Source organism: Candidatus Accumulibacter phosphatis (assembly GCF_012939955.1).
In the GTDB taxonomy this organism is placed as follows: domain Bacteria; phylum Pseudomonadota; class Gammaproteobacteria; order Burkholderiales; family Rhodocyclaceae; genus Accumulibacter; species Accumulibacter delftensis.
The window spans coordinates 1-24111 of record NZ_SPMY01000017.1 but is presented as its reverse complement, the minus strand read 5'-3'; the positions used below and the strand labels follow the sequence as shown (position 1 = coordinate 24111).

At 64.8% G+C, this 24111-nt stretch carries 15 protein-coding genes and 1 pseudogene; 13 read left to right on the top strand and 3 right to left on the bottom strand.

Features of this window, described 5'->3' with window-relative positions; translation table 11 throughout:
* Positions 1-70: 70 nt before the first annotated feature.
* Positions 71-1489, bottom strand: a complete 1419-nt coding sequence (locus E4Q23_RS05760; protein ID WP_169065752.1) for a PLP-dependent aminotransferase family protein — start codon at positions 1487-1489, stop codon at positions 71-73.
* A gap of 153 nt (positions 1490-1642) precedes the next feature.
* Here E4Q23_RS05760 and E4Q23_RS05755 point away from each other — a divergent pair, with 153 nt between their 5' ends.
* Complete coding sequence (locus tag E4Q23_RS05755; RefSeq protein ID WP_169065751.1) at positions 1643-1990, top strand: DUF2917 domain-containing protein; 348 nt, start codon at positions 1643-1645, stop codon at positions 1988-1990.
* A 317-nt stretch (positions 1991-2307) separates the two neighbouring features.
* Here the strand turns inward: E4Q23_RS05755 and E4Q23_RS05750 are convergent, their stop codons facing one another.
* Positions 2308-2862 (bottom strand): YaeQ family protein, encoded by a 555-nt coding sequence (locus E4Q23_RS05750; RefSeq protein WP_169065750.1) that lies wholly within the window; start codon positions 2860-2862, stop codon positions 2308-2310.
* Between the two features lie 279 nt (positions 2863-3141).
* On the opposite strand from E4Q23_RS05750, the gene E4Q23_RS05745 reads away from it, so the two are divergent.
* From E4Q23_RS05745 to E4Q23_RS05695, 11 genes and pseudogenes are all read left to right on the top strand, one after another.
* Positions 3142-6150: a CHASE domain-containing protein gene (locus E4Q23_RS05745; protein WP_169065749.1), complete on the top strand. Its 3009-nt coding sequence runs from the start codon at positions 3142-3144 to the stop codon at positions 6148-6150.
* The gene (locus tag E4Q23_RS05740) at positions 6140-6529 is read left to right on the top strand and encodes a response regulator (protein ID WP_169065748.1); all 390 of its coding nucleotides are present in this window, start codon (positions 6140-6142) and stop codon (positions 6527-6529) included. Before E4Q23_RS05745 ends, E4Q23_RS05740 begins: the two co-directional genes overlap by 11 nt.
* A complete protein-coding gene (locus E4Q23_RS05735) occupies positions 6522-7013 on the top strand; it encodes an Hpt domain-containing protein (protein ID WP_169065747.1) in 492 nt (163 codons plus the stop codon). The genes E4Q23_RS05740 and E4Q23_RS05735 overlap by 8 nt, the downstream gene beginning before the upstream one ends.
* Before the next feature lie 76 nt (positions 7014-7089).
* Positions 7090-9129, top strand: a complete 2040-nt coding sequence (locus E4Q23_RS05730) for a GAF domain-containing protein (protein ID WP_169065746.1) — start codon at positions 7090-7092, stop codon at positions 9127-9129.
* Positions 9126-9782: a response regulator gene (locus E4Q23_RS05725; protein WP_169065745.1), complete on the top strand. Its 657-nt coding sequence runs from the start codon at positions 9126-9128 to the stop codon at positions 9780-9782. The genes E4Q23_RS05730 and E4Q23_RS05725 overlap by 4 nt, the downstream gene beginning before the upstream one ends.
* Positions 9783-9908: 126 nt before the next feature.
* Positions 9909-10274, top strand: a complete 366-nt coding sequence (locus E4Q23_RS05720; RefSeq protein ID WP_169065744.1) for a response regulator transcription factor — start codon at positions 9909-9911, stop codon at positions 10272-10274.
* Positions 10271-12997 (top strand): sensor domain-containing protein, encoded by a 2727-nt coding sequence (locus E4Q23_RS05715; protein WP_169065743.1) that lies wholly within the window; start codon positions 10271-10273, stop codon positions 12995-12997. Before E4Q23_RS05720 ends, E4Q23_RS05715 begins: the two co-directional genes overlap by 4 nt.
* Before the next feature lie 62 nt (positions 12998-13059).
* Positions 13060-13862: pseudogene (locus E4Q23_RS05710) on the top strand (amino acid ABC transporter substrate-binding protein).
* 264 nt (positions 13863-14126) lie between these two features.
* A complete protein-coding gene (locus tag E4Q23_RS05705; protein WP_169065742.1) occupies positions 14127-14780 on the top strand; it encodes an amino acid ABC transporter permease in 654 nt (217 codons plus the stop codon).
* On the top strand, positions 14773-15537 hold the full coding sequence (locus E4Q23_RS05700; RefSeq protein WP_423753312.1) for an amino acid ABC transporter ATP-binding protein: 765 nt from the start codon (positions 14773-14775) through the stop codon (positions 15535-15537). The genes E4Q23_RS05705 and E4Q23_RS05700 overlap by 8 nt, the downstream gene beginning before the upstream one ends.
* Before the next feature lie 165 nt (positions 15538-15702).
* The gene (locus tag E4Q23_RS05695) at positions 15703-17061 is read left to right on the top strand and encodes a sodium-dependent transporter (RefSeq protein WP_169065741.1); all 1359 of its coding nucleotides are present in this window, start codon (positions 15703-15705) and stop codon (positions 17059-17061) included.
* A gap of 123 nt (positions 17062-17184) precedes the next feature.
* Here E4Q23_RS05695 and E4Q23_RS05690 read toward each other — a convergent pair whose 3' ends face one another.
* The gene (locus tag E4Q23_RS05690; protein ID WP_169065740.1) at positions 17185-18048 is read right to left on the bottom strand and encodes a DMT family transporter; all 864 of its coding nucleotides are present in this window, start codon (positions 18046-18048) and stop codon (positions 17185-17187) included.
* A gap of 404 nt (positions 18049-18452) precedes the next feature.
* Here E4Q23_RS05690 and E4Q23_RS05685 point away from each other — a divergent pair.
* Positions 18453-24111 (top strand): choice-of-anchor D domain-containing protein (locus E4Q23_RS05685; protein WP_169065739.1); only part of this gene is annotated, 5659 nt, incomplete at its 3' end.

Sequence of the window (24111 nt, the reverse complement as noted above, 5' to 3'; positions counted from 1 at the left end):
TCGGCATGTTTTTTTGCCGCGATTTTGCGCGACTTGCGGCCTGGAGTCGGCAGTGCAGCGGCGCCAGAGTTCACGCCGCCATCAGTTCGCCGAGGCGGCGAACGGCGTTCTCGATCTCGGGCGTATGCGGGTTGCCGCAGTTGAGTCGCAGGCAGTTGCGGTACATGCCGCTGGCCGAGAACAGTTCTCCGGGCACGTAGGCGACGCCGGCCGCGATGGCGCGGTCGTAGAGTGCGGTGGTGTCCACTTTGTCGGGCAGTTCGACCCACAGCACGAAGCCGCCCAGCGGTTGCGTCATGCGCGTCGCTGGCGGGAAGTGTCGGCCCACCGCCGCGCGCATGGCGTCGACCTGGCGCTCGTAGGTACGTCGCAGGCCACGCAGGTGACGATCGTAGGAGCCCGATTCGAGGTACTCGGCGACGACCATCTGGGTGATCGGATTGGTGCCGCCGCTACTCACCGTCTTGTGCAGCGCGACCTGCCGCCGGTAGCGGCCGGCGGCGACGAAACCGAGGCGCAGCGAAGGTGACAGCGACTTCGAAAAGGACGAGCAGAGCAGCACATTTCCCGCCTTGTCGAAAGCTTTGATCGGTCGCGGCGGTTTATTACCGAAGTACAGATCGCCGTAGATGTCATCTTCTATCACCGCTACGCCGCGTTCGGCGGTCAGCTTTGCCAGTCGGCGCTTGTTCTCGTCAGGCATCATGCTGCCGAGCGGGTTGCTGGCGTTGGGCACCAGCAGGCAGGCCTTTACCTGGCCGTCTCGGGTGGCCAGATCGAGCGCCTCGATCGACAGGCCGGTGCGCGGATCGGTTGGGATCTCCAGGGCTTTCAGCCCCAGCGTTTCGAGCAACTGCAGCATCAGGTGATAACTCGGGGATTCGACGACCACCGTGTCGCCACGATCGGTTACCGCGCGCAGGCAGAGTCCCAGGGCTTCGGTGCAGGAGTTGGTGATCACGAACTCTTCGGCCGCCAGCGGCCCGGCCCAGCCGACCGAGCGCAGCACCAGCTGACGGATCAGCGCCGCCTCGTCCATGTTGATGTGGCTGGCGCCTTCGAGTAGGCGCGGGTGACGCCGCGCGACGCTGCCGTAGAGCCGCTGCAACGCTGCCAGTGGCAGCAGGGTGGACGCGGGCAGGGCGGCGCCCAGCGGCGCGACGCCCGGCTTGTTGCCGGTCTGCAGAGCCCGCATCAGGCGCTGGCTGACATCTACCGGTACTGCTTCCTCGGGGGTCGAGCGCGCGTTCGGCTGTTCGTGGGGCGCAGGTGCATGGCGGACAAAATAGCCGGACTGTGGGCGGGCCTCGACGAGTCCGCGATCTTCAAGCTGATGCAGTGCCTGCAGCACCGTCGACACCGACAGCTGCCGCTCGCGCGACAGACGCCGCACCGAGGGCAGGCGTTCGCCCGGGCGCAGATTGCCGCCGGCGATGATGCTGCTCAGATCCTCGGCCAGTCGTTCGTAGCGCATGAGTTCATGTTGCATGGGTTTCACCAATACAGTTGTTGCGAATCTTGATCGGTACAATTCGTAATCAGGCGAACTGTGCTGGTCACAATTCTGCCAAGTTGTCACTGTTTTATCAAGGCCCGCTGCCCTACACTGTGTCTCATCAGAACAGAAACACGGGAGTTGGCCATGGACTTTGATTTGTACAACAGCGAGCTGTATCTCGCCCACAACGCACCGGTCAGACTGATGTCTGCCAAGGGCGTGCGTATCCGCTGCACCGCTGGCCGGGTCTGGCTGACGGTCGAAGGCGAAGCCGGGGATTTCCTGCTCGCCGCGGGTGAGAGCCATCTGGTAGAGGGTCATGGTCTCGCCTTGCTGGAGGCGATCGGCGACGGGCGCGTCCGCTTCGAGCCGGCGGTGAAGCCCTGGCAGCGGCTGCTGCTCGCTCCGCTGCAGGAGATCTGGCAGCGGCGTCAGCCTTCGCCACAGCTCGACCGCCGCCTGCTTCACCCCGAGTCGCCTCTTGCCGGCTAGGAAGGCCGGGGGCTTAGGCGATTTCTGTCAAATAGCATACCATCTTGCTTGTCTTTTCGCCCGTCTTCTGTGTTACAACAACAGTTACATAGTTCGACTATGCGCCTGTTGTCGCGCCTTGAAGACGACCGAAAATCCGGCGCAATCTGGTACGTTCTTTTCCGGCAATCGCCTTAATGGCCGGAAAGCAGACCTACGTTAGCGTCTGGCGCAGGGGCAGGGCGCCGGTGAAATAGCCGGCTTCTCCGATCTGCCGCTGGCCGAGATCGAGGCGGTGATTGGCGAGCTGCAGTCGCCGTCCTGAGTGCGTGGCGCCATCACTTGTCGGCGCCGGCGTGCATCCACGCCGTCGGCTCGACAGCGACGTTTTTCCTTGCGTCGCTCAGCCACATCTGGCCATCACTGATCATGCAGGCGATGTTCATGCCGCGTTCGGCCAGCGCCGCGAGTTCGCTCGTCGCTTCGCGCGGTAGCTGGAAAATGCTCAGGTTCTCGCAGCGGGCGAGTGCATTGCTGATTTTCGCCCACCAGATGCCGGCTTTGTGGCCACCATAGGCATAGACGACCACCTGCCGCGCTCGCCCGCAGGCCTTGCGCAGGTGTTTTTCATCGGGCAGGCCGACGTCAATCCATAAATCAATTTCATCGGTCGGCGATTTTTGCCAGAGATCGGGTTCACCTTCGGTGGACAGCCCGGTGGTGAACTGCAGGCTGTCGCTGGCATGCACGGCAAAGGCCAGGAGGCGCACCATCATGCGTTCGTCGGTTTCGGAGGGATGGCGGGCGAGGGTCAGTGCGTGCGTGGCGTAGTAGCCGCGATCGGTATCGGAAATGGTCAGTTCAGCTTTGAAAATGGTGGCTTTCAGTGCCATGCGCGGGCTCCCTTGAAGGTCGCCAGTGTGCGCGAAAGGCGCGGCTCGAACAAGTTGCCGATCGATTAGTGGGTGGCCGACCGGCAGTGCCGGGAGTGCAACGGGCTGCCGCTGGCGACATCGCCACGCCGTCAGAAAAACCTTGATTGACCGCTGTTTACTGCCGCCCCTATACTCGTCATACGGCTATTGAATGGTCGTGCCCGGGAGGGTGCTATGTGCCGCGCAGGTGGCTGCTTCGTGCGGCGCGTGGACGGGGGCTGGCGGCGGAGGTCGTAAATGGCATGGTTCAGCATGCAACGTAGCGCAGTGCTTTCTCTCTTCGCTGGTCTGGCCTTGACCGCCTGGGCGGCGCAGTGGGCCACCGGCATCGCGGAAAGCGAAGCCCGGCAGGAGTTCGAACAGGCTTCGGCGATACGTGTGCTGCAGCTAGACAAACGACTCGATGCTTACGAAGGGGTGTTGCGCGGGCTGCAGGGCTTTTTCGCCGGCTCTGCCGAAGTCGACCGTAGCGAGTTCCATCGCTATGTCGCCCGTCTCGAACTCACCGAGCGTCTCCCCGGCTTTCAGGTGGTCGGTTTTGCGCGCCGCGTTGCGCTCGCCGAGCGTGCTGCGTTCCTCGCGGCTGTTCGTGCTGATCGCCACCTCGTTGCCGAGGGATATCCGGCATTTGCGCTCCGCCCACCAGGTGCGCGGCCGGAGTACCTGGCCATCGAGTACACCGAACCGGCGCAGGGTAACGAAGCCGCTATGGGCCTTGACATGCTCAGCGAAAGCGCGCGTCGAGGCGCCGCCGAGCGCGCGCGCGCGACTGGCGCAGCGGCGGCCACGGCGCCGCTGATCCTGGCCCAGGAAACCGGCCGGCAGGCCAGCTTTCTGTTGATCTTGCCGATCTACCGTAATGCGGCGCCGATAGCGACGATGGACGAACGACAGGAAGCTTTCCTTGGTGTCGTTTACGCGGCCTTTCGCATGGAGGACCTGGCCCGCGGCATTTTCGGCGACGATGCGCAGCGCCTCGACCTGGCGGTCGACGATGTCGGCCTCGTTGGCACAGCCGCGGGCGGCGTTGCTGACGCGCAGCCCCTGCTGCGCTTGTCGCCCTCGGCGAGCAAGGTCGAGGGCGCGCCTTACAGCAGCGAAATGCTGCTCAATTTCGCCGGTCGACAGTGGCGACTGCGCATTGCTGCCAACGCCGCGCCGGCCGCAGTCCAGCGTACTGCGACGGTGGTTCTCGCTGGCGGTGCGCTGGTCAGCATCCTGCTGTTCGCCCTCCTGCAGACCTTCGCCGGATCGCGCGCGCGCGCGCTCGAACTGGCCGACGCCATGACCCACGAACTGCGCGAATCGGAGGCCCATACCCGGGCCGTGCTCGACAACACTCTCGATGCGATCATCACCATCGACGAGCGGGGGCTGATCGAAAGCTTCAACCTCGCCGCCGAGAAGCTCTTCGGCTACGCCACCAAGGATGTGCTCGGGCACAATGTCAAGATGCTGATGCCCGCGCCTTACGCCAATGCTCATGACGGTTATCTCCGTGCTTATCGGCAAAGCGGGGTGCGCAAGATCATTGGTCTGGGCCGCGAAGTCCTTGGCCAGAGTGCCGACGGCAGTTGTTTTCCGATGGAGTTGGCGGTGACCGAAGTGGTCGTGAACGACCGCCGCCGTTTTATCGGGCTGGCGCGTGACATTACCGAGCGCAAGAAAATGGAGCAACTCAAGAATGAGTTCGTGTCCACGGTCAGCCATGAGCTGCGCACGCCGCTGACGTCGATTCGTGGTTCGCTGGGCCTGCTCGAAGGCGGCGTCGGCGGCCAACTGCCGGCGCCGGCGAAAGCGCTGATCGGTATCGCCGCCAACAACTGCGATCGCCTGGTCGACCTGATCAACGATATTCTCGATATTGAAAGAATTGCCTCGGGCAGGATGAGCTTCCAGTTCGCGACGCAGCCGCTGTTGCCCTTGATCGAGCAGGCGCTGGTGGCGAACCAGGGCTTTGCCGTACAGCATGAGGTGCGCCTCGAACTCGTCGCTCGCCTTGCCGGGGCCAGGGCGCGCATCGACGCCGATCGTTTTCTGCAGGTGCTTGCCAATCTGCTCTCGAACGCGGCCAAGTTTTCGCCGCCTGGCAAGGCGGTCGAGGTCTCCTTGCTGCGCCGCGGCGATTGCCTGCGCATAGAAGTTGCCGATCATGGCCCAGGCATCCCGGAGGCCTTTCGGGCGCGGATTTTTGAGAAGTTTTCGCAGGCCGACGGGTCGACGACGCGCGCCAAGGGCGGTTCGGGTCTTGGCCTGTCGATCTCGAAGGCGCTGGTCGAGCGCATGGGCGGTGCCATCGGCTTCAGCAGCGAGCCGGGTCAGGGCGCTCGTTTCTGGTTCGAGTTGCCGGAGGTCATGGCCGAGAGCCCGTCAATGATCGTGCCGCTGGCGAGCGCCGACGCACCACGGGTACTCGTTTGCGAAGACGATGCTGCCGTCGCGCAGCTCCTGGCGACGGTGTTGAAGCGTGCCGGATACGAGGTCGATCTGGCAGCAAGTGCGGCGCAGGCTAGAGAGTATCTCGGCAGCCGTCAGTACGCGGCGATGACGCTCGACATGGCTCTGCCCGACGAGACCGGTAGCGACCTGCTGAGCAGCCTGCGTGCCGCCAAGGGCGGTTTCGTGGTGCCGGTAGTGGTCGTCTCAGGATCGCACGATCTGGCGACGCCAGCGCTCGGTGGCGCCCTGGCGGTGGTCGACTGGCTCGACAAGCCGGTCGATGTGCAGCGACTTACTGCCGCGCTGAAGCGGGCGATTCACGCGCCGGCGTCGCGGTGCGCGCGCATCCTGCATGTCGAGGACGACGCCGATCTGGTGCACATCGTTGCCGCCCAGTTCGGCAGCCTGGCAGAAATCAATGAGGCGCGTACGCTGTCCACTGCCAAGGACGAACTGGCGACGCGGACTTTCGATGTGGTCATTCTCGATCTTGGCTTGCCGGACGGCTCGGGGCTGGAACTTCTGCCAGTGATCCAGGGACTGGAGCATCCGCCACCGGTGGTCGTCTTTTCTGCCAGCGACACCGCGACTCGAGTCGATGTGCAGCAGGCGGTCGCCGCCAGCCTCGTCAAGTCGCGTACCTCCAACGAGCGGCTGCTACAGATCGTCCGTGAGTTGACGCAGCCGGCGCACGCGGCTCGAGCAGAGGAATCGGCTGCAGCAGCCGGAGTCCGGCGGCGGCCGGTGACGGTCGACGGGGAAGAGCAGGAGAAGCATGACAATAAGGAGAACGACGATGAGCGCTAGCTTGCAACGGATACTTTATGTCGAGGACGAAGTCGATATTCGCACGGTCGCCAAGTTGGCGCTGGAGGCCGTCGGCGGTTTCGAGGTCGAGGTCGCCGCTTCCGGAGACGAGGCGCTGCTGCGTGTGCGCGACTTCGCGCCCGATCTGCTGCTGCTCGACGTCATGATGCCGGGCATGGACGGGCCGGCGACCTTGCGCGCTTTGCGTGCGCAGTCGCAAACGGAGTTCGTGCCGGCGATCTTCATGACCGCGCGCGCGCTGCCCGGCGAGGTCGCGGCGCTCAAGGCAGAGGGCGCCTTGGGCGTGATTACCAAGCCTTTCGATCCGATGGCGCTGGCCGATCAGGTGCGCATGTTCTGGGAGGCTCGCGATGCCTGAATTGCCCGCCGCTGCTGCCGCCCAACTGGCGGCGCAACTGGCCGAGCTGGGCGAGGAATTCCAGCGCTCGCTGCCGGCGCGAGTGGGCCAGATCGAGGCTGCGGTGAAGGCTCTCGGCGCGAGCTGGACGGATTGCGCGGATGTGGCGGGCAGGGAGGGTTGGGAAGCGGCGCTGCGCGAACTGTCTGCCGCCGCGCATCGTCTCGCTGGCGCCGCCGGAACTTTCGATCACCCCGCGCTCGGCGCAACGGCCCTCCAGATGGAGGCGCTGGCGCGCCAGCTGCAGGCCGAGCCGGCAGCACGAGTGGTGGGCAGTGCCAGTGCCAGGGAGACCTTCGCTCGCCTTCTGGCGACGCTGAAGGCGGCGGTGGACGCGGCGCCCTTGCTGATCAGCACGACAGTGGGCGCCGAAAGCGTGGGCGGTTTGGCGGCTGCTCCGGCGCTACGGCCGGCGCCTGTGCTGGTCGTCGGCGACGACGAATGAGCGCCAGCGCCTTGCTCGCCAAGCGCCTGGGCTGCAATCGCCTCGAGCTTGGCGGCGCACTCCCCGGAGACAGAGCATGAACGACAGCATGCCGGCGGGCAAACGCATCCTGGTCGTCGAGGACGATGCACTCATTGCCCGGGCCCTGGCGCTGCGCTTGGCCGCGCTCGGTTTCACTGTCGCCGGGCCGGTGGCCTCTGGCGAGGAGGCGGTGGCTGCGGCGGCGCGTGAGCGGCCCGACCTGGTGTTGATGGACATCGTTCTACCTGGTGCCGTAGACGGCATCGACGCGGCGCGGGTGATTATCGACGAGCAACGTGTGCCACTGCTCTATCTGACCGCCTACGCCGACGAGGAGCGCTTCGCGCGTGCGCGCATCACCGCGCCGCATGCTTATCTCATCAAACCCTATAGCGACCGCGAGCTGCAATTGGCGATTGAGCTGGCACTGCAGCGGCACCAGCACGAGGCCTTGTTGCTTCTCGAAGCCGAGCACCAGGAGCGCCGTATCGACGAATTGGCGACAACGCTGGCGGCGCTCGTCGAGGGTTCGACCGACTGCATCTCCGCCAAGGGTTCCGACGGCCGCTACATCCTCTGCAACGGTGCCGTGGAACGTTTGCTCGGGCGGCAGCGCCAGGACATTCTCGGCCATCGTGACGAGGAGCTCTTCCCGGCCCGGATGGCTGCCCGCCTGCGCGCCGACGACCGGCGCCTGATGTCGGCGGCGGCGACCGAGACCTGCGAGGAGGAAATCAGCGGCGCTGGCGGCGGCGAGCGCACCTATCTGACGACCAAGGGCTGTCTGCGCATTGCCGGCGAGACGGTGGGCGTCTTCGCCATTGCCCGCGACATCAGTGGGCGCAAGGAGGCCGAGCGGCGCCTGCGCCGGCTGAGTGGTTTTTTCAACGCCGTTGCGCAGATCAATCAGGCGATCATGCACGCCGAATCGGCCGCGGCCTTGCTGGTCAGCGCCTGCGAAATCGTCGTCCGCCACGGCGAAGTCGACGGTGCCTGGGTCGGCCTGCTCGACGCCGACGGCTGGATCGAGGTCGTCGCCGATTCCGGCATGGCCGGCGAATACCTGCGCGGGCTGCGCATTGCGATCGACGCGCAGCCGGCGGAGGGGCACGGCCCTGACGGCGCTGCCATGCGCGATGGTCGCCCGGCGATCTGCAACGACTTCCTGAACGACCCGCGTACGGGCCCCTGGCAGGAACGTGCCAGGGCGGCGGGCATCGCCGCTGCGGCGGTGTTTCCGATCCGCCGCGCTGGTGCAGTGGTCGGCGTCTTCAGCCTCTACGCCGGCGAAGTCGCTTATTTCGACGAGGAATTGATCGAACTGCTCGGCGAGTTGGCCAGCGACATCTCCTTTGCGCTCGATAAATTCAGCGCCGATGAGCGTCGACAGCGTGCCGAGGCCGAGTTGCGTAGCGCTCTCGATCGCCTGCACGAGGTCTCGGCACGGCTGATCGGCGTGCAGGAAGAGGAACGGCGGCGCCTGGCCCGCGATCTGCACGACGACATCGGGCAGAACCTGACGATGATAAAAATCGTGCTGCTAGGCATGCGACCCTGGCCTGCGGGCGGCGACCGGGACGAAGTTCAAGAAGCCGCCGACATCGCCGATCGCACCCTGCAGCGTGTACGCGCCCTGTCGGTCGAGCTACGCCCGCCGCAGCTCGACGACCTGGGTCTGCTGCCGGCGCTGCGCGCGCATCTCGACAGCACCTGCCGCCAGGCCGGACTGAAGGCACGCTTTATTGCCGATGAAGGCATGCCGCAGCCGCCGGAGGAGATTGCCATCGCCTGCTTCCGCATCGCCCAGGAGGCGCTGAACAATGCCGTCCGCCACGCTGGGGCGAGTGCGCTGGCGCTCGAACTGCGGCTTGCAAAAGGCTTGCTGGTGCTGTCCGTGCGCGACGACGGCCGTGGCTTTGATGCCGCAGCGGCTCTTGCCGGTGCGGCGCGCGGCAAGAGCCTCGGTCTGCTCTCGATGCAGGAACGCGCGGCGCTTGTCGGCGGGCAGCTGGAGCTGCTTTCGGAGCCTGCGCGACGCGCCGGCAGCGAGCTGCGCGTGACGCTGCCGCTGCCACTGTCCGGAGCGCGTCAATGAGTGCGTGCATCCGCGTCGTTCTCGCCGACGACCACGGCCTGGTGCGCGCCGGCATTCGTTCGCTGCTGGGCGGCGTCAACGGCGTCGAAGTCGTCGGCGAAGCGGACGACGGCGGTGGCGCCATCGCGCGCGTCGGTGAGTGTCTGCCGGACGTGCTGCTGATCGACATCGCCATGAAGGACATGAACGGGCTGCTGGCGACCGCCGAAATCCATCGCCACTATCCGGCGGTACGGGTGATCGTATTGTCGATGCACAGCGATGCCGAGTACGTGCTGCAGGCGCTACAGGCCGGTGCCACCGGCTACCTGATCAAGGACGCGGCGCCGATCGAACTGGAACTCGCGCTGCGCGCGGTAATGCGTGGCGAAAGCTGGCTATCGCCACGCATTTCGCGGCAGGTGGTCGACGGCTATCTTGCCCGTCTCAACGGTGACCCGCCGGCCGCCGATGCCCTGACGCCGCGCCAACGCGAGATCCTTTGCCGTATCGCTGCCGGCAGCGGGGTCAAGGAGATCGCTTTTGATCTCGGTATCAGCACCAAGACCGTCGAGTCGCACCGCGCCCAGATCATGGAGCGACTGGGAATACACGAGGTCGCTGGCCTGACCCGCTACGCCATTCGCAACGGACTGGTTTCCGCCTCCGCTTAGGCTTGTCCGCGCCTGGGGCGATTGCCGACCGGGATTTTTCTGGTCGAGTCTGGGGGATTGCCCGATGGCGCCGGGCCGTCGCAGCCGCCAGACTGACAGCCATCTTCAATGCTGTGGATGGCTGTCATGCGCGTGATCAAGGTGTTGTTGGTTGATGACTCTCCCGAATTTCGCAAGTTGCTGGGCCGCCTGCTGCGCGGGCTGGGTTTCGAGATAGCCGCGAGCGTCGGCTCCGGGGAAGAAGCGCTGCAGTTTCTCGCCAGCGAGCACCCCGATGTCGTCATTCTCGACATCGCGATGCCTGGCCTCAATGGTCTTGAGACCGCGCAGCGGATTCGCGCGCGATGCGCGGACGTCAAGTTGCTGATTCTTTCTCTGCACGCGACGCCTGAGTATCGGCAAGCGGCGGCGGCGATCGGCGTCGACGCCTACGTTTGCAAGTCCAATCTGGTGCCTGAATTGCCGCGCGTGCTGGCTGAGCTGAGCGCATGAAAGCTGACGTCTCGCCTGGCTCACCGGCGCCTCTTGCCGAGCCGCCGGAGGCTGCTGAGGGAACGCGCAGCCTGGTTGCTCTGGCGGCCGCCGAGGCGCGCTACCGTGGCGTACTCGAAGCGGCCGCGGACGCCATTTTTCTGGTCGATGCGGCCGGCAGCATCCTGCTCGCCAACAGCAGCGCCGAACGGATGTTCGGCTATCGTCCGGGTTCCCTGAGCGGACTATGCATCGACCTGCTGGTTCCGGAGTCAAAGCGTGCGGCGCATGGTGAGCACCGCGCCCACTTTGACGCGCAGCCGCGCCACGGCAGCAGGCGCCTCACGCATCTCGCCGGACAGCGTCGCGATGGCAGCGTCTTTCCCGCCGAGATCAGCCTGAGCTACATCATCGAAGCCTCCGGAACGATCGTCACCTGCGCCGTTCGTGACGTCAGCGAACGCGACCGCCAGGCGCTGGCACTGCGGCGGCTGAATGCCTCGCTGCGTCTGATCCACGATTGCAACGCGGCGCTGGTGCGCGCCGGCAGCGAGAGCGAGATGATCGCCGGGATCGTTGACCGCCTGCATCGACAAGGCGGCTATTCGGCGGTGTGGGTCGAGCTTGTCGATCGTAGCAGCAGCGATGCTCGACTTGCGGCTGAACCGGCAGCGCTGGTCGTTGCGTCTTCCCTGGACGGCGATCTGTGGCGGCGCGGCTTTCGCGAGCAGCTCACGCTCCCTGCCCTTGAGCAGGCTCAGGCACTGACCTGTCTGTTTGGGTCGGCTGGCGGCCTCGCCGATTGGAGTGGTGACCTCGCCGACCGCGGGCAGCGCGCGGCGATTGCCCTGCCACTGTTCGGCCGCGGCGTGGCGATCGGAGTGCTCAACTTGTTGACGCCGGAGCCACAAGGCTTCGATGAAGCCGCCTGCGAGGTACTCGAAGATCTCGCCGACGACCTGGCCTACGGGATTTTCGCGCAGCGCGCCGAAGCTGGCATGCGGCTCCTCAAGCGTGCTGTCGAAGCGTCAGCGAACGGCGTCATGATCACCGATGCGCTCAAGCACGATCACCCGATTACCTACGTCAATCCTGGCTTTGAAGCGATCACTGGTTATGGCGCCGGCGCAGTGCTCGGCAACAGCGGCCGCTTTCTGCTCGCTGGCGACCACGATCAGTTGGCGCTCAACGAGTTGAGTCAGGCGCTGCGCGAGCGCCGCGCTACGCAGGTGACGCTGCGTTGTTTGCGCAAGGACGGGTCGCCGTTGTGGGTCGAACTGAACGTCTCGCCGGTGGGCTCGGCCGATGGCACGCTCGGCCACTTCGTCAGTGTCTTCCACGATATCAGTGAGCGTCGGCGTTACGAAGAAGAGCTCGAACACCAGGCCAACCATGACTCGCTGACCGGTTTGCCCAACCGCAACCTGCTGCGCGACCGTCAGCAGCAGGCGATTGCCTATGCCGAACGGCACGATTCGAGCCTGGCTCTGCTGGCTGTCGATATCGACCAGTTCAAACGGGTCAATAACAGCCACGGGCACGGCTATGGCGACCAGTTGCTGCGTATCGTCGCCGAGCGGCTCGCCGACAGTGTGCGCGACGGGGACACTGTCGCCCGCCTTGGCGGCGATGAGTTCGTGATGATCCTGGCCGATCCGCTCGGTGAGGAAGAAGTGGCGCGCGTCATCGCGCGCATCCTGGAAAAAGTGGCACAGCCGATAGACCTCGACGGGCATGCGTTGGCGATCAGTTGCAGTATCGGCGCCAGTCTTTTCCCGCGTGACGGTCGCGATCCGGAAACCCTGTTGAAGAACGCCGACGCGGCGATGCATCGCGCCAAGGCCAGAGGCCGCGGCTCCTTCCATTTCTACCAGGCCGAGATGAACGAGCGGGTCGCCGGGCAATTGGCCATGGAAGCGGATCTCGGGCGCGCGCTCGAGCGTGGCGAGCTCGAGCTCCACTACCAGCCGCAGGTCGATCTGCTCAGCGGCAAAATCGTCGGCGCGGAAGCGCTGTTGCGCTGGCGGCATCCCGCGCGCGGGATGATTGCCCCCAAGGATTTCATCACCCTTGCCGAGGACAGCGGCCTGATCGTGCCGATTGGTCAATGGGTCATCGAAACCGCCTGCCAGCAAGTGCGCGCCTGGCGGGACGCTGGCCTGGCGACGCCCCGGCTGGCGATCAATCTGTCGGCGCGACAGTTCCAGAGTGACGATCTGGCCGAACAGCTGGCCGCCGCGCTCGCCCGCGCCGGGCTGGACGGCGGGGCCCTCGAAGTTGAACTGACGGAAAGCCTCGCTCTGCAGGATATCGGCCGGGTGACCGCGATCTTGCAGAAGATTCGCCAGGCCGGGGTGACGATGGCCATGGACGACTTCGGTACCGGCTTCTCGTCGCTGGCCCATCTGCTGCGCATCACCGTCGACCGGATCAAGATCGACCGCTGCTTCGTGCGCGACATTCTCAGCGACCGGACCGCGGCGGCCGTCGCGCTGGCGGTGATCGCCATGGCCAAGAGCCTGGGGGTGAAGGTCATCGCCGAAGGCGTCGAGACCGAGGCGCAGCTGGCATTTCTGCGCGAGCGCGGTTGCGACGAACTGCAGGGTTTTTACTTCAGCGGGCCGCTGCCGAGCGAGGAGTTCGAGGTGCTGTTGCGCGAGGCGCGTGGGCTGAGTTTTGCCGGGAGCAGCGAGGCCGAAGACGAGGATGACGGCGCGCGGACGCTCCTGCAGCGGGGAGTCTGAGCGAAGCCAGCGCCAGACCCTGTTATCATGCCGCCCTTTCCACGCATTCTTGAAGAAAAGACATGAAAAAACAGACCTCGCTAATGATCGTCGCCCTTCTGGCCGTAACACTGCTCGCCGCCTGTGGCAAGAAAGAAGCCACGCCGCAAAACGCCGCAGCGGCACCGGCACCGGCGGCAATGATCGTCGTCGGACTGGACGACAATTTTCCGCCGATGGGCTTTCGTGACGAAAGCAATACCCTGGTCGGTTTCGATATCGATCTGGCCAGCGAAGCCGGCAAGCGCCTGGGCGCCGAGGTGAGCTTCAAACCGATCGACTGGAATGCCAAGGAAGCCGAGTTGAGCAGCAAGCGGGTGGACGTCCTGTGGAACGGCTTGACGATCACCGAGCGCGCAAGGAAAAGATCCTGTTCACCACGCCGTATCTCGAAAACCGCCAGATCATCATTGTCACCGAAGGGTCGCCGGTGAACAGCAAAGCCGACCTGGCCGGCAAGGTGGTCGGCGTTCAGGACGGCAGCAGCGCCATCGAAGCGGTCGAGAAGGATGCTGCGACGGCCAAGTCGCTGCAGGAACTGAAGAAGTTTGGTGACAACGTGACGGCGCTGATGGATCTCAGCGTTGGCCGACTCGATGCGCTGGTGGTCGACGAGGTGGTCGGGCGCTACTACACCACCAAGAAGCCCGGTGAGTACCGCGTGCTCGAGGAGAACTTCGGGACCGAAGACTACGGCGTCGGTACTCGCAAGGAGGACACCGAGCTGATGGCCAGGCTGCAGAAGGCGATGGATGAAATGAAGAATGATGGTTCCGCCGCCGCCATTTCGACGAAATGGTTCGGCAAGGACATCATCAAGAAATAGCCCGGACTGGCCCGCGCGCTGCGAACAGACACGGGCCTGCCGCCGGACTGTCGCGGCGTGGCGCAGCGCGCACGTCATTGCGAGGAAGCAAAGCCGACGCGGCAATCCAGAGGTTTGCGGTGTGGCTGTTCGCGTTGCCAATGCGGCGCCAGAGAGTGAGAGCATGGAACTGGATTGCCGCGTCGGCTGTGCCTCCGCGCAATGACGGTTGGCGGGGGATGGTCGCCCGCTAGCCGCCCCACATCGGCTGTTGAGAAATAGCGCATGGATTATGTGATGCAAATAATGGGTCCCCTGCTCGAAGGCACAGGGGTCACCTTGCAGGTTTTTGTCATTACCTTCGTTCTGGCGGTACCGTTCGGCTTGTGCCTGGCGCTGCTGCGCGTTTCGCGGCTTGCTGCCGTCAGCGGCCTGGTCAACGGCTACATCTGGCTGATGCGCGGCACGCCCTTGATGCTGCAGATGCTGTTCATCTATTTCGCCCTGCCCTTCGTGCCGGTGATCGGCATTCGCCTGCCGGACTTCACGGCGGCGATCGTCGCCTTCGTTCTCAACTATGCGGCCTACTATGCCGAGATTTTTCGCGCCGGCATCCAGTCGATCGACCGCGGTCAGTACGAGGGCGCGCGCGTGCTTGGCTTGAGCTACACGCAAACGATGCGCCGCATCGTGCTGCCGCAGGTCTTCAAGCGCATCCTGCCGCCGCTGAGCAACGAGACCATCACCCTGGTCAAGGACACTTCGCTGATTTACGTGCTGGCCATGAACGACCTGCTGCGCGCCGCGCGCGGCATCGTCCAGCGCGATTTCACAACCACGCCTTTCATCGTCGCCGCGGCTTTCTATCTGGTGATGACGCTGGTGCTGACGCTCGCTTTCCAGCATCTGGAAAAGAAGTACGCGGTGTACGATGAATAGCCCGATGATTCACGCGCTCGACGTGCACAAGCGCTTTGCTGCGGTGGAAGTACTCAAGGGCGTCTCGCTGGACGTCGGTAAGGGCGAAGTCGTGGCGATCATTGGTCCCTCCGGATCGGGCAAGAGCACTTTCCTGCGTTGCCTCAATCATCTCGAAACCATCGACCGTGGGCGCATCGACATCGAAGGCGAAACCCTCGTCGGCACGGACGAGACGGCGCTCTGCCGCTACGTCGCCGACATCGAACTGCGGCGCATCTGCCGCAAGATGGGCATGGTCTTTCAGCACTTCAACCTCTTTCCGCACTTGACCGTGCTGCAGAACCTCATCGAAGCACCGCTGACGGTCAAGGGATTGCGTCGCCAGGACGTTCTTCCCAAGGCTGACGAGCTGTTGCGTAAAGTTGGCTTGCTCGACAAGCGCGATAGCTACCCGGCGCGGCTGTCGGGTGGCCAGAAGCAGCGCGTGGCGATTGCCCGGGCGCTGGCCATGGAGCCGGACATCATGCTTTTCGACGAGCCGACCTCGGCGCTCGATCCGGAACTCACCGGCGAAGTCTTGCGCACCATCCGCGAGTTGGCCGAAGAACGGATGACGATGCTGGTGGTGACGCACGAGATGGCTTTTGCACGCGAGGTGGCCAGCCGCGTGGTGTTCATGGACGGCGGCGAAATTGTCGAAGCGCGTCCGGCGAAGGAGCTGTTTGCCGCCCCCGAACATCCGCGTACGCGGGCGTTTCTGGAGAACATGCTCTAAGACCGAGGACTGCCTGCGCCGAGCGCGCAGGGCGCAAGCACGAAAGCGCTTTGCCCGGCAGTCTTCCCCCTTCCTTGCACCTCGACCGTCAGAGAGCGCCAGCGGCCGCTCCGCGGAACGGTTGCGTGCTTTTGCCCATTCAGTAATTCAGTATTCGGAGACACGATGAATCAATCTTCCCGCGACGGTTTCACCAGCTCATTCGGCGTCCTGGTGGCGACGCTCGGCTCGGCCGTCGGACTCGGCAACATCTGGAAATTCCCTTCACTGACCGGCGCCAATGGCGGCGCCGGTTTCCTGCTCGTCTATCTGCTGGCCACCCTGCTGGTCGGTCTGCCGGTGATGATCGCCGAGACCATGCTCGGGCGTGCGGCGCGGGCCAACGCGGTGAGCGCTTTCGACCGGGTCGCGCCGCGCGGCCAGTGGTGGTGGAAGAGTATCGGCTGGATGGGCTTCGCGGCGGCAGTGCTGATTCTCGCCTTCTACTCGGAAGTGGCCGGCTGGGTCTATGCCTACGTCTTCAAAGCCATGGCCGGGCAGATCGCCACCACCGATCCGCAGCTGGCCGGCGCCATATTTGCCGAGTTGGTGGCGAATCCGCTGAGCTCGCTGTTCTGGCAGTGGGTGGTGTTGGCGGTGACCGGCAGCATCATCATGTTCGGCGTCGCCAAGGGCATTGAAGCGGTGACCCGCAAACTGATGCCGCTGCTCTTCATCCTGCTGCTGGTGCTCTGCGCGCGCAGCCTGACCCTGCCCGGAGCGAGCGCCGGCCTGAGCTTCCTGTTCAGCCCGGATCTGGCGAAAATCACCCCGGCCGTCCTGCTTACGGCGCTCGGCCTGGCCTTCTTCAAGCTCTCCATCGGCATGGGCTGCATGCTCACCTACGGCAGTTATTTCCGCGACAACCAGAACATCCCGGTGACCGCCACGCGGGTCATGTTTGCCGATTTGTCGGTATCGTTGCTGGCCGGTATGGCCATCTTTCCGGCCGTGTTTGCCTTCGGCTTTGAACCCGCGGCCGGCCCATCGCTGGTCTTCATGACCATTCCCGCCGTGTTTACGGCCATGCCCGGCGGCACGCTGTTCATGACTTTGTTCTTCATCCTGACGGCGATCGCCAGCGTTGGCGCGATGCTCTCGTTGCTCGAGGTGCCGGTGGCGATTCTCTCCGAACGCTATGGCCTGGGCCGCAAGCGCGCCTCCTTGTGCACCATCGGTGTGGTTGCCGCCCTGGGAGTGCCGGCAGCGCTGTCGGCAAGTCTGACCAGTGAGCTCAAGGTCTTCGGCATGAATCCCTTCGACCTCTTCGACTTCCTCAGTTCCAATGTGCTCCTGCCGCTCGGCGGGATTCTGATCTGTCTCTTCGTCGGCTGGGTCTATGGATTGCCGGAAATGGCCCGGCAGTTGAGCAACGCTGGAGCGCTGCGCAACAAGCGGCTGGTGAGCCTGGTTTTCTTCCTGGTTCGCTTCGTGGCGCCGCTGTCGATCGCCGCGGTGCTGCTGCATGGGCTGAAGGTGTTTTGAGGCTGGCAAGGCGCGAAGGATTGGTTTCTATGCAACGCCAGCCTGTGGGTCGTTCGATCGCCCGATGAGTTCTATGAATTCGGTGATTTGTGGCTCAAGCGTCGGTCAGCGCGGCGATGTTTTCTATCTGGCCGGCGACGCCGGTTTCGCTTCGGGAATCGGAGCGAACTGCGTCGCCGCCAGTCCCGACAGGACGATCAGCGCCATCGCCAGCCACGACCAGCCGTCGTACGTCTCGTTCCAGAGGAAGATTCCGAACAGGCTGGCAAAAACGACCGTGCTGTAAGCCAGGGCTGCCGCGGTCAGCGTCCTGGCCGCAGCATAGGCGCGCGTCATCGCCAGTTGGGCGGCGGTGGCAAAAGTGGCGACGCCGAGCAGCAGCGTGCCGCTACGCCAGTCGACCCCGTGCAGTTCGGAGAACAGCAGCCATAGCCCGGCACCGAGCGACGACAGCAGCGAGAAATAGAAGACGGTGCGCGTTTCCGGCTCGCCGCGCGCGCCCAGTTCGCGGACGCTGAAATAAGCCATCGCGGCCAGTGCGCCGGAGAGTAGCCCGAGCAGTGCGCCGAGCATCTGCTCGGCGTGCAGCGCCGGCTTGAGGAGCAGGGCGACCCCGCTCAGCCCAAGAATCAGGGCGGCGATGATTCCAGCCGTCAGGCGCAGTCCGGTCAGCGCCAGATAGCCGGCCAGAAAGATCGCCGAGGTGTAATTGAGAGTCACCGCCGTGGCTAGTGGCAGCAGGGTGATTGCCGAAAAGTAGGCAATCACCGCCGCGAAGCCGAAGGCAGCACGGCTGAGCTGCCAGCGCCAGTGCGGCGTTTGCAGCGCGACGCCGCGCAACCGGGCCAGGGCGAGCATCGGCAAGAGCGCGAGAGCGCTGCGGTAGAAGACGATTTCGACGGCTGAATGGCTTTCCGCCGCCAGCTTGACGCAGACCCCCATGCACGCGAAGAGGAGGCTGGCGACGATCATCCACAGCGATTGCATGGCGGTTTCGGAGGCGAGGGAAGCATCGGATTCTACGCGCAGGCGTGGGAAGAACAAGGCCAAACGACGCTGGCGTCCGGGGCGGTCGCACGGGTTGGGCCTGCCTCCGTAAGGAGGCTCATAAAGTGTCGAAAAATTTTACAGTGACCTGCCAGCAGAGCCGCTTTGATCCCGCAGCGAGGATTTAATAGGCTATAGAATCTATTGGTTTATTGGGTATTGTCTGTTTTTCATGTAAGCAAGGCGCAATTCTTGCTTAGGCCAAAACATCGTAGCCGCGGGTCTCTCCGGAGGCGCAAGTCCGCGTTCTACCGTTTGCTGTCGATAGATGGTTGAAGCGGGTTCCGTCGCCGCAGCGCGACGGGTCAGTTGGAACAGGGTTTCGGTTGGCGGAGCGTAGACAAATGAAAAAGAACAACGCGCGGTGCGTTTCGGTGCGGCCGTTCGGGCGGCTGCTGGTCCTGCCCATGGCTCTGGCGATGATCGGGCTGGCGCCCGAGACCCAGGCCGCCAATTACTCCTGCAACTGGAATGCCAACGCCAACGGCTCGTGGCTGACCAGCGCCCTGTGGAGCAGTTGCAATGGCGCCTTCCCCAACAACGGCGGCGGCAACACCTTCGACGCCACGATCGACATCAACACCGGACCGTTCACGGTCGACCTGAACTCGCCGGTCAGTATCGGCACGCTGACCATCAGCCAGAATACGCTGAACAATTCGTCGATGCTGACCACCAGCGATGGGGTGACGCTCAGTTACGCTGGCACGCTGCGCGGCGGCACCTACGTCGGCAGCGGCGGAACGGCTGTTTCCGTCGTGTCTGGCGCCTATGGCACGCTGGATAACGTTATCCTGCACGGCAACCTGGACCTCACCGGTTCGGGTAGCGTCGCGTACTTCGCCAACGGCCTGGCGGTGAGGGACGTTAGCGGCAGCAACCCGGGCGTGATCAACGTCACCGGTGCGGGCGCATGGCTGCAATCTCAGGGCACGCAGACACTGGACAACGCGACGCTGCACCTGGGTGGCAGCTCGAGTGTGGCTTACTTGTATTCCGGCAGCGGAGCGCTGACCCTTGGCGCCAACCTGCAGGTCCTCGCCGACGGTGCCGGCTCGTACGGCCAGATCTACGGTGGCCCGATCGTAAACGAAGGCAGCATCGCCTTCAGCAACGGCTCGGCCAGTAACACCATCAACCCGAGCGAGTTCACCAACAAGGGCACGATCACCGTCGCCCCGGCAACGGCGCTGTACATTACGCCGACGACGCTGAGCAACACCGCGGCCGGCAGCATCACTGGCGACGACGGTTCATTCATCCAGTTCGGCGGGGCGGCAGCGAGCAACGCCGGCACGATCACCATGAACGGCGCCGGCGGCGCGACCGTGCTGCAGATGGGCTACGCCGGCAACCTCGGCAACAACCCCACCTACCAGTGGCAAAACACCGGCACGATCAACGTCACCGATACCGAGTTGCGCTTGGGCGGCTATTTCACGCAGGCCGACGTCGGCACGATCAACCGCATCGGTGGCACGGTGAAGCTCAACGGCTTCCTCGAGAACACTGGCCAGACGCTGGACATTGCGGCGAGTTCGCCGCTCGACGGTCTGCAGATGGCCGGCGGCACGATCCGCGGCGGCACGGTACTCGGCAACGCCGCCGCCAACCTGTTTGCCACCGACTCCAGTTATGGCACGCTGGACAACGTCACCCTGCACGGCAACCTGGATGTCACCGGTACCTATGCCTCCGCGGCCTTCACCAACGGCCTGAGCGTCAAGGACAGCAGCGGAACCAATCCGGGCGTGATCAACGTCACGGGTTTCGCCGCCTACCTGCATTCGCAGGGCACGCAGACGCTGGACAACGCAACGGTGCACCTCGGTGGCAGCTCGGGTCCCGGTTACCTCTATTCGGAAAGCGGCACGCTGACTCTGGGCGCCGACCTGCACGTTCTCGCCGATGGCGTCGGCTCCTATGGCCGGCTCTACGGTGCCTCGATCATCAACGAAGGCAGCATTGCCTTCACCAACGGCCACTACAACAACTACATCAATCTGAGCGAGTTCACCAACAAGGGCACGATCACCGTCGCCCCGGCAACGGCGCTGTACATTACGCCGACGAAGCTGAGCAACACCGCGGCCGGCAGCATCACCGGCGACGACGGTTCATTCATCCAGTTCGGCGGGGCGGCAGCGAGCAACGCCGGCACGATCACCATGAACGGCGCCGGCGGCGCGACCGTGCTGCAGATGGGCTACGCCGGCAACCCGGGCAACAACCCCACCTACCAGTGGCAAAACACCGGCACGATCAACGTCACCGACACCGATCTGTTGCTGGGCGGCTATTTCACGCAGGCCGACGTCGGCACGATCAACCGCAGCGGTGGCACGGTGAAGCTCAACGGCTTCCTCGAGAACAGCGGCCAGACGCTGGACATTACCGCGAGTTCGCCGCTCGACGGATTGCGCATGGCCGGCGGCACGATCCGCGGCGGCACGGTACTCGGCAACGCTGCCGCCAACCTGTTTGCCAGCGACGGCAGCAGCGGCTGGCTCGACGGCGTCACCCTGCACGGTGACCTGGATGTCACCGGGACCTATGCCACGGCGTACTTCGTCAATGGTCTGAGCGTCAAGGACAGCAGCGGTACCAATCCGGGCGTGGTCAACGTCACGGGTCTCGGCGCCTACCTGTATTCGCAGGGCACGCAGACGCTCGACAAGGCGACGGTGCACCTCGGTGGCAGCTCGGGTCCCGCTTACCTCTATTCGGAAAGCGGCACGCTGACCCTGGGCGCCGACCTGCAGATTCTCGCCGACGGGGCCGCCAGCTCGTATGGCCAGATTTACGGTGGTCCGATTGTCAACAACGGCAGCATTGCCTTCAGCAACGGCAGCAGCAACAACAACATCATCCCCAGCGAGTTCACCAACAACGGCTCAATTTCGTCGTCGAACGGTTCAGTCGTTTTGGTTGCGCCAACGACCTTGACCAACCTCGCCGCCGGCACGCTGACCGGCGGCAGCTACCAGGCGTATGCCGGTTCCGAGATCCTCTTGCAGTCGTCGACCAGCACCCCGGTGACGACTCTGGCCGCCGACGTCGTGCTCAGCGGTGCTGATTCGCAGTTGCGCACCTATGACACGGTTCCGGCTTCCGGCACCTACAACACCTACGTTGCACTCGACGACAGCCTGACCACGATCACCGCGGCGGGTGCACTGCATGTGCTCGCCAACCGCGATTACACGACCAGCAAGGCGATCAACAACCAGGGGACGCTCGAACTCGGTGGCGGCACCTTTGCTTCTACCAGCCTGGCCAACGCCGGCACCTTGCGCGGCTTCGGCAGGGTCACGCCGGCGATCGTCAACACCGGCCTGGTCCGCGCCAGCGGTGGCACGCTGATCGCGCAAGCCGGTGTGAACGGCACTGGCAACATCCAGGTCGACAGTGGCGCGACGCTCGACCTGAGCAGCGCTGCCGGTGCCAGCAGCGCGCAGCGCCTGAGCATGGACGGCGCGCTCAATCTCGGCGGCCAGAACCTCGTCGTTTCCAAGGACTACAGCAACGCCAACTTCGGTACCGGCAACAGCTTCGACCGCCGCAGCAACGTCAGCGGCGCCGGCCGGATCATCGGCCAGAACGCCGCCCAGACCGTCGTCGGCCAGGTCGTCAGCGCCGGCGCCAACACCTTCACCGTCGACTTCGGCAACGTGCGCGGCGGCACCACCGCCAACAAGACTTTCCAGGTCCAGAACAGCGGCACCGGCGCCGATATCCGCGGCGCCGTGCAGAGCACCGGCACCGGCAACGTCACTGACGGCCGGCTGTCGGTGAGCACCGGCAACTTCGGCCCGCTCGCCGTCGGCGCCAACAGCGGCGACTACACCATCAGCTTCAGCGCCAGCAGTGGCGGCGCGCTGGTCGGCCAGAAAGCCGGCGTCGCCAGCAACTTCGATAACGTCGCCACGCAGACCATCAATATCGACGGCTTCGCCTCGGTGCTCGCGCAAGGCAGCGCGACGCCGAACAGCGACCCCGTCAACCTCGGCAATTTCCGCGTCGGCTTCACCCCGCCGCCGGCGCCAACGCAGAATTTCGAGGTCGTCAACCTCACCAGCGGCGTCGGTGCCGAACGCCTCGGGATCGGCTCGGCAGCTACCACCGGCAACTTCGCGGCAACGAACAACCTCGGCAGCAACTTCATCGACCCCGGTGGCCAGCAGTCCGCCGCCGTCACCGCCACGGTGAACAACGGCGTCGCCGGCGTCAACAGCGGCGCCGTCACCCTCCAGTACACCACCAACGGCCAACTGATCGATCCACTGTTCGTCACCCAGAACGTCAATGCGCAGACCATCAACCTGCAGGCCACCGGCTACAACGTCGCCGTCGGCAGTGCCGCGCCCGATCCGGTGGTGTTTGCCAACCAGCGCGTCGGCGGCATGCAGAGCCAGATCCTGAGTGTCACCAACACTGCCGCCACCGGCAGCTTCACCGAGAAGCTCAATGCCAGCTTCGGTAGCGACACCGGCAGCGCCATCAACAACGGTGGTTCGGTCATCATGCAGGTAGCCGGTTCCCCCGCCAGCACTGCCATGGCGGTTCGTGTAAACACCGACACCGCCGGCGCGCGCAGTGGCAGCGTGACGCTCAACTACCAGACCGACGGCACCGGCAGCAGCGGTCTGGGTACCGCCAGCGTCGGTTCGCAGGTGGTCAACGTTTCCGGCAACGTCTACCAGATCGCCCAGGCCAACCTCCCGGCCAATGTCGACCTCGGCAACTTCCGTCTCGGTAGTGCCGGCAGCCAGGCGATCAACATCGCCAACACCGATGTCGCCCCGGCCGGCTTCCAGGAAGGCCTCGATGCCAGCATCGGCGGCACCGCCGGCAAGGCCAGCGCCAGCGGCGGACCGATCAGCAATCTCGCGCAGGGCGGCAACTCCAGCGTGATCAGCGTCGGCATCGACAACGCCACCGCCAGCGCCGGCGTCAATACCGGCACCGTGACCATCAATCTCGCCAGCAACGGCAGCACCACCTCCGGGCTGGCGAGCATGGCCCTGACCGACGCGACCATCAATGTCAGCGGCACCGGCTACAACGCCGCCGTCGGCAGCGCCACACCGGACCCGGTGGTGCTCGCCAACCAGCGCGTCGGCGGCATGCTAAACCAGGTCCTGACCGTCACCAATACCGCCGCTGCCGGCAGCTTCACCGAGAAGCTCAATGCCAGCTTCGGCGCCAATACCGGCAACGCCACCAACACTGGCGGCGCGGTCGTCCTGCTCGCCGCCGGTGATCCTGGCAGTACGGCGATGTCGGCTGGTGTCGACACGACGACTGCCGGCGCCAAGGCCGGCAGCGTCACCCTGAACTACCAGACCGACGGCAACGGTAGCAGCGGCCTGGCGGCGGCCAGCGCCGGCTCGCAAGTGATCAACGTCTCGGGCAACGTCTACCAGCTCGCCAGCGGCCAGATCAACACCCTGCCGCTGAACTTCGGCACCGTACAGGTCGGCCAGGCCGTCAGCCAGGTGTTGAGCATCAGTAACACCGCCAGCGGTGCCGCCGGCTTCGTCGAAGACCTCAACGCCGTCTTTGGCGCCAGTTCCGGCACCGGCAGCAGCCTGATCACCGGCAGCGGCAGCATCAGCGGCCTGCTCGCCGGCGCCACCAACGCCAGTGGCATGACGGTCAACGTCGACACCAGCGCCGCGGCCACCATCAACGGCACCATCGCCGTCAATTTTGCCAGCGCCGGCGCTGTCGCTGGCAGCAGCAACGGACTCGGAACGTTCAACCTCGGCTCGGTCGACTACGGCGTGCAGGGGCTGATCCAGGCCAACGTGATCAACACCGCCAGCCCGGTGATCAACAACAGCCCGATCAATCTCGGCAACGTCCGCGTGGGTGACAGCTCGCCGACCGCGCTGGTCAGCGTGACCAACCAGGCGACGAGCGCGCCGCAAGCGGCACTCAACGCAACAATCAGCGGCAACGGCCCGATCAGTGCTGGCGGCAGCTTCAACTTGCTGAACC